The organism is Nostoc sp. KVJ20 (assembly GCF_001712795.1).
GTDB lineage: Bacteria > Cyanobacteriota > Cyanobacteriia > Cyanobacteriales > Nostocaceae > Nostoc.
Genome location: NZ_KV757672.1, coordinates 81,665 through 87,940 on the forward strand (window position 1 = coordinate 81,665; position 6,276 = coordinate 87,940).

Annotated in this window: 7 protein-coding genes; 2 read left to right on the plus strand and 5 right to left on the minus strand. The window is 43.9% G+C overall.

The genetic code is table 11. From position 1 onward, the window contains the following. Nucleotides 1–32: 32 nt before the first annotated feature. On the minus strand, nucleotides 33–536 hold the full coding sequence (locus A4S05_RS27010; RefSeq protein WP_069072867.1) for a DNA recombination-mediator protein A: 504 nt from the start codon (nucleotides 534–536) through the stop codon (nucleotides 33–35). Nucleotides 537–621: 85 nt separating this feature from the next. Next, nucleotides 622–1,164: a PadR family transcriptional regulator gene (locus A4S05_RS27015; protein ID WP_069072876.1), complete on the minus strand. Its 543-nt coding sequence runs from the start codon at nucleotides 1,162–1,164 to the stop codon at nucleotides 622–624. Between the two features lie 95 nt (nucleotides 1,165–1,259). Between A4S05_RS27015 and A4S05_RS27020 the strand changes: the two genes are divergently transcribed. Continuing rightward, nucleotides 1,260–1,778, plus strand: a complete 519-nt coding sequence (locus tag A4S05_RS27020; RefSeq protein WP_069072868.1) for a DUF4188 domain-containing protein — start codon at nucleotides 1,260–1,262, stop codon at nucleotides 1,776–1,778. Between the two features lie 41 nt (nucleotides 1,779–1,819). Here A4S05_RS27020 and A4S05_RS27025 read toward each other — a convergent pair whose 3' ends face one another. After that, on the minus strand, nucleotides 1,820–2,914 hold the full coding sequence (locus A4S05_RS27025) for a phosphotransacetylase family protein (protein WP_069072869.1): 1,095 nt from the start codon (nucleotides 2,912–2,914) through the stop codon (nucleotides 1,820–1,822). A gap of 596 nt (nucleotides 2,915–3,510) precedes the next feature. On the opposite strand from A4S05_RS27025, the gene A4S05_RS27030 reads away from it, so the two are divergent. Then, on the plus strand, nucleotides 3,511–4,491 hold the full coding sequence (locus A4S05_RS27030) for an aldo/keto reductase (protein WP_069072870.1): 981 nt from the start codon (nucleotides 3,511–3,513) through the stop codon (nucleotides 4,489–4,491). Between the two features lie 79 nt (nucleotides 4,492–4,570). Here A4S05_RS27030 and A4S05_RS27035 read toward each other — a convergent pair whose 3' ends face one another. After that, complete coding sequence (locus A4S05_RS27035; RefSeq protein ID WP_069072871.1) at nucleotides 4,571–4,948, minus strand: response regulator transcription factor; 378 nt, start codon at nucleotides 4,946–4,948, stop codon at nucleotides 4,571–4,573. Between the two features lie 139 nt (nucleotides 4,949–5,087). Then, nucleotides 5,088–6,276 (minus strand): response regulator (locus A4S05_RS27040; RefSeq protein ID WP_141699816.1); only part of this gene is annotated, 1,189 nt, incomplete at its 5' end.

Consider the following 6,276-nt stretch of genomic DNA (forward strand, 5'->3'; position numbering starts at 1 on the left):
AAGACAAATGACAAAGGACAAATGACAAATGACTAATCAAAGTAGAACAGGGTCACTACTTTTCTTTGTTCTTCTGCATCTTGACAAGTTTGCAACAGGGTGCGGCTGTCATGAAATGCAAAGCAGATCAGTTGTTGGCAACGAGAGACAATTTCCTTGTTGCACAGGTAACTAGCTTCAGCAAGGGACAGAGTATCATTACTGGGATTTTCCACTAAATGCATTACTTGTTCTAGTTGCTGGCGCGATTCCAAAGGCTGGCGTTCCAGACTTTGAGGGAGAATCACCGTTAGCAAATTCGGATCAGCCCGCGTTGCTCCCTTAATGGCAGCGGAATTTGTACCTGTAGCACCAGAAGTAATGATGCTATTACCCGATAAAACTAGGGCATAAGTCATCATTTCAATAAGATTCTGATGCGTAATCGGGACATGACGAGAACCCAGCAAGGCAATTCTTTTAGAACCCGTTTGCTGGATTGTCGCTAGTTCTTGGGCTAATGTATCGAGGTTAATAAGGTCTGTTGATTGGCTCAAAGATGGACATAATCCGAATTAAACGACCCAGATATTTTACCAAACAGCGTGTAGATGCGAGAAAAACTTGAGCTAAACATTGCTACTAATTTTCGATTGTTTGCAGTAACTCCATTACTTGGTAACACCAGGCTAGCCAATGTGTTTCATAACTAATGCCATTCAGGAGAGTTAAATACTGAAATTTGCCTGCTTCTGGCAGTTCTTGCGGATTTTGAAAGTAACGCTGTTCTAATTCCTTATACGTAGACAATTTTTTTTGATGGGCTTTTTGGTGATGTTCTAGCTCTGCCAAGATAGTTTGGTTAGGAGCAATATGTCCAGCAAAAATTTTTACCAGTAAATCATCTTTAATTGGTGTGGGTTCACAAGGTTGAGCAATCCACTCTTTGAGGTGCTGTTCTCCCAAGTCTGTAACGCTGTAGAGCCTTTTGTCTGGGCGTCCTGCTTGAAGAATCGACTCGGAACTGATCCATGCTTGATCTTCTAGCTTCGACAACTCCCGATAAATCTGCTGGTGACTTGCTGACCAGAAAAAGCCTACAGAGCCATCGAATCGTTTTGCTAAATCATACCCACTACAGGGTGCCTCAACCAGAGCCGCTAATATTGCGTGCGCTAATGCCATAATTTTTAATTCACCACTTGACATATGCAACTAATTGCATAAACATATCTTTATGCAATTAGTTGCATATTAACTTAAACAACAAGGAGCCAGAGATGCCTCAAGTAATACCGGGACGATTTACAGCCGAGATTGATGAACCCTTTGTTGTGTTTTTGATTGGGATGCGAGTTAATAAATTATTCGCTTTTTCCAAATGGATTCCCACAGCCAGGGCAATGTCGCCCATGCTACAAAGCCTTAATCAGAATCCTGAAAAAGGCTTTTTAGGAGGAGAAACTTTTGTGTACTGGCTAGGGGTAGGACTGATTCAGTATTGGCGATCGTTCGAGGATTTGGAGCGTTTTGCTAGAAATCCAGCCGATGCACATTTAAAAGCTTGGCAAAGGTTTAATCAAGCCATTGGTGCTGATGGCAGTGTTGGCATTTGGCACGAAACTTATTTAATAGAACCGGGAAGATATAAGGCGATTTACGGGAATATGCCTATCTTTGGATTAGCTGCTGCAACTAAGCACGTCCCAGCTATGGGGCGGAAGAAAATAGCACGCCGTCCCCTGGGAGATGACGGCGAACCAACTGCACCCTCACCAGTAATACAGCTTCCTAACTGATAACTGAGTATAGATGCTCTTAATTGTCAAGGCTGAGGAATCTAAGACAATGCCGCTGCGGGAGTCAAACCCAGTTTAGATAACAGGCGATCAATGTCAAAATGCTCAGACATTAACTGGCGAACGCATTGAACCTTAATCGGCTCGTGGAGGCGGACTTGCCCGAAAGTGCGGTCAACAATTTCTACAGTGGTGAGGGTGTCTAAGTCAACTGATAAAATGGGGATTTCTAGTTCTTCAGCGCGATTGAGAATGAACGGCGGCGGGGGTAGTTGCCCGGTGAGAATTAAGCATTGGGTAGAAGTTTCTAAAGCCGCTTGCTGAATTTCCACGCGATCGCCTCCTGTTACCACAGCCATATTCCGGCGTTTGCGGAAATATTTCACAGCGGAGTTGACATTCATTGCTCCAATTGCCAGACTTTCCACCAACAAATCTAGGCGATCGTTGCGACAGAGAACATCAGCCTTTAACTGTTTGACTAGTTCGCCAACACTGACGCTGCGGAGCAAAGCGTTATTTGGCAGCATTGCTAGCACCGGAATTCCTTGCTGTTCCAAAAATGGGCGCAAGAGAGTGTCAACTGTTTCTAGTTGGGTGACAGGGATATCATTGATCACAACTCCAATCAAGCGATCGCCCATACGCCCTTTAGTAGCCAACAACGCCTCAACCGAAAGCAAGGATTTATAGCGGGCTACTAACAGCACACCAGCATCCAAGACTTCAGCCATTTGCAGCAAAGACAAGTCAAACAAATTGCCCTCGGATAAATCACCAGGCCCCTCCAATAACACCAAATCTCCTTGGGACTTATGTAAATATTGCTGGATTAGGGACTGCTGATAATCGGTTTTGTCTTCCCCCCGTAAGCGCTTTTGCACGTTTGGTTCATCCAAAGCCAGCATTGTCGGTGCAATGCGGTTTTCCGGCAAATTGAGGCTAAGAGCGATGAACTGGACATCTTCCTCAACTACAGTTCCACTAGACGAATTAAAACACGTACCGAGGGGTTTACCGTAGGTAATATCCAGTCCTTTTTGCTGTAGCTGATGAGACAAACCCAGAACAGTTGCAGATTTACCGCTGTAAGTCTCGGTTGATCCAATCAGCAAATATTTAGGGGATTTTGGCACACATGCACTCCTAATTTCAAAAGTCAGAAGAACCCAGCTAGGTGTTTCCTAATTCTAGTTCCTTCTGGCAAAAGCCTCTCGCTCTCACAAATTAAGCTTTCCCAGAATTAGCTTCTGAATAAGCAGGGTTATGCGGACTTGTTTTTCCTTTGTTATTTATCGAAACAGAATTCAGGAGTCAGGAGTCAGGAGTCAGGAGTCAGGAGTCAGGAGTCAGAATTCAGAATTCAGAATTCTGAATTCTGAATTTAGAATTAATTTTGTACGAGTCGCGGATAGCGTTGGCGGCAAGCGAGTCCACGATAGCGCCGGCGGTGTACTCTTACTATTAAGCAAGCTTACGCTTTTAACGTCTCGTAGAGAGCATCTTGATTTTGAGCGGAGGCGGAGCGTCTCCGGCTCCGCTCCTGACTCCTGAATTCTGAATTCTGACTCCTGAATTCTTCTTCAATTTGAATTCGGAGCTTTGATCAATATATTTTTTAACTGCTTTTATCAGTAAATACTTCTAAGTGTAGATGACTTGATGAGAGGAAAAGGGATAATCCTGAAAGACTTAATTTTCTCTGGCCAATTACTGACTAGGAGATTGTTTTATGAGAACCAGAAAGCTAGGTAAACAAGGGTTAGAAGTTTCAGCTATCGGACTTGGTTGCATGGGAATGTCTGAATTCTATAGTGGCCGTGATGAAATTGAGGCGATCGCTACAATTCATCGAGCATTGGAACTTGGAGTTAATTTTCTTGATACTGCTGATATGTATGGGCCTTTTACTAATGAGCAACTAGTAGGCAAAGCAATTAAAGATCGCCGTGATCAAGTAGTATTAGCAACCAAATTTGGCAATGTCCGCACTGAAGATGGTGGTTGGAAAGGGATTAGTGGCAAACCCGAATATGTCCATCAAGCTTGCGATGCCTCACTAAAACGTCTGGGAGTAGAAGTGATTGACCTGTATTATCAACATCGGGTAGATCAAACCGTACCTATTGAAGATACTGTAGGAGCAATGGCAGAGTTAGTTAAGCTGGGAAAAGTTCGTTATTTAGGGCTTTCAGAAGCCGCTCCTGCTACGATTCGACGGGCTGTGGCAGTTCACCCCATTGCAGCACTGCAAACCGAATACTCTCTTTGGAGTCGAGAGCCAGAGGATGAAATTTTATCGACTGTGCGGGAATTAGGAATTGGGTTTGTTCCCTATAGTCCATTAGGAAGAGGGTTTTTATCAGGTGCGATCGCTAGCCCTGATGATCTAGCACCTGATGACTATCGCAGAAATGCTCCTCGCTTTCAAGGTGATAATTTTTCTAAGAACCTGCAATTAGTCGAGCAAGTGAAGGCAATTGCCACCGAAAAAGGAGTAACTGCGAGTCAGCTTGCACTAGCATGGCTATTCGCTCAAGGGGAAGATATTGTCCCAATTCCTGGTACAAAACGCCGTACCTACTTAGAGGAGAATGTTGCAGCTACCGAAATTACCCTGACGGAACAAGAGTTGAACCGGCTGGAAGCAGTTGCACCAAAAGGAGTAGCAGCAGGTGAGCGCTACCCTGACATGAGTACTGTTAACCGTTGATCCATTAACGAAGTGTAACCAGATTTGTGCCGATTATTCTAAATACGCGAAAGCAGGTGAAAAGCATTTAAGACTTTTTTCAAAAACCCAACACCTGCATTGATTTTTCAAGTACTTCTTTGGGGCGAAATGGTTTAGTTAGATATAAGTCTGCACCCACCTCAATACCTTTTTGTTTATCAAATTCTTGTCCCTTAGCTGTCAATATCACAATGTAAACATCAGTCATTCCCAGGTCGTGTTTTACAATATGGCAGACTTGCAGACCATTCATTTTAGGCATCATCACATCAAGAAAAACTAGGGTTGGTTTTTCGGTTTTAATAGTTTCGAGAGCTTCTTCTCCATTTCTAGCAGTTAGAAGTTCAACACCCTCGTCTTCTAATGCTTCTAAGGCTTGTTCCATCAAAATCAAGATATTGGGTTCATCGTCAACAATCAAAATTTTCTGGGTCATAGGGGTTGGGGATTGGGGATTGGGTATTGGGGATTGGGTATTGGGGATTGGGTATTGGGTATTGGGGATTGGGAAGAAACTTGTTCAATATTTCTCCCTCATCCCCCAGTCCCCAGTCCCTAATCCCCAGTCCCAGCAATTACTGTTCTGACAACATAATAAAAAATACATTTTCCAACTCCTTCTCAAAGCGTAGGGTTTTCACCAAATCGGCTTCTTGAGAGAAGATAGAATCGATAATAATCATGTCAGGTTTGGCTAACAAGGCTTTATGGATGCATTCTTGCGGATCTGAGGCTTCAATGACGCTGTATCCCTGAGTTTGCAGTACATCTGATAGAGTTTTTAAGGCTGATGCATTTTTATCTACAACCAATACCTTTTTACTAGAAGTGCCCTGATAAAGTAGTGAGCCAATTTCGCCCAGGAGTTTCTCTGTGTCAATGGGCTTGGTGAGATAGCGATCAATGCCAATGTGGTAGCCCCGTTCTTTGTTTTCAATAATTGACAGAATAATGATCGGAATGTCTGCGGTTTGAGGATCATTTTTGAGAACGGCTGCTACATCAAAGCCGTTGATTTGGGGCATCATCACATCCAAGAGAATCAGATCGGGACGGGCTGTTTTTATTTGATGAATTGCATCCATACCGTCTTTCCCTTCCCGAACGTTGTAGCCTTCATTTTCTAATTGTTGACGGAGCAGTTCCCGAATGTTAGCGTCATCATCTACAACCAAAATGGTTTTACGGTTTTGGTTCACCACAGTGTTTTTGGTGATGACGTGTTCTTTGAGTTGTTTGACTAGCGTATCCAGATTCAGATTAGCAGTGCTTTTTTGATCGCTGGCGTAGGTGGGAATGATGAACGAGAATATGCTGCCGTTCCCTGGTTCACTCTCAACCCAGATTTTACCGCCGTGATGATCGACGATTTGCTTACAGATGGGCAGTCCTAATCCTGTGCCCTTGGGTTTGTCGGTGAGGGTGTCGCCAACTTGGCGGAATTTCTCGAATACTTTCGGCTGGTCTTCAGGTGCAATCCCAATACCCGTGTCGATGACGCTGATGCAAACACCCTCGTTTCCTTGTTTGACGCGACAGGTAACACAACCAGATTCGGTAAACTTAACGGCATTGGAAATCAGGTTGATTAAGACTTGCAGCAGACGGTTGCGATCGCCTACTATCTGAGGCAATCCAGGTTCAATCTCGCTGACCAACTGCAAACCATTGGTTGCAAACAACGAGGCTGTAGAATTGGTTGCCCAATCAAGTAATTCACTAGGATCAATGGGCTGCATCTGCATAGGTGTCAAGTTAAGGCTG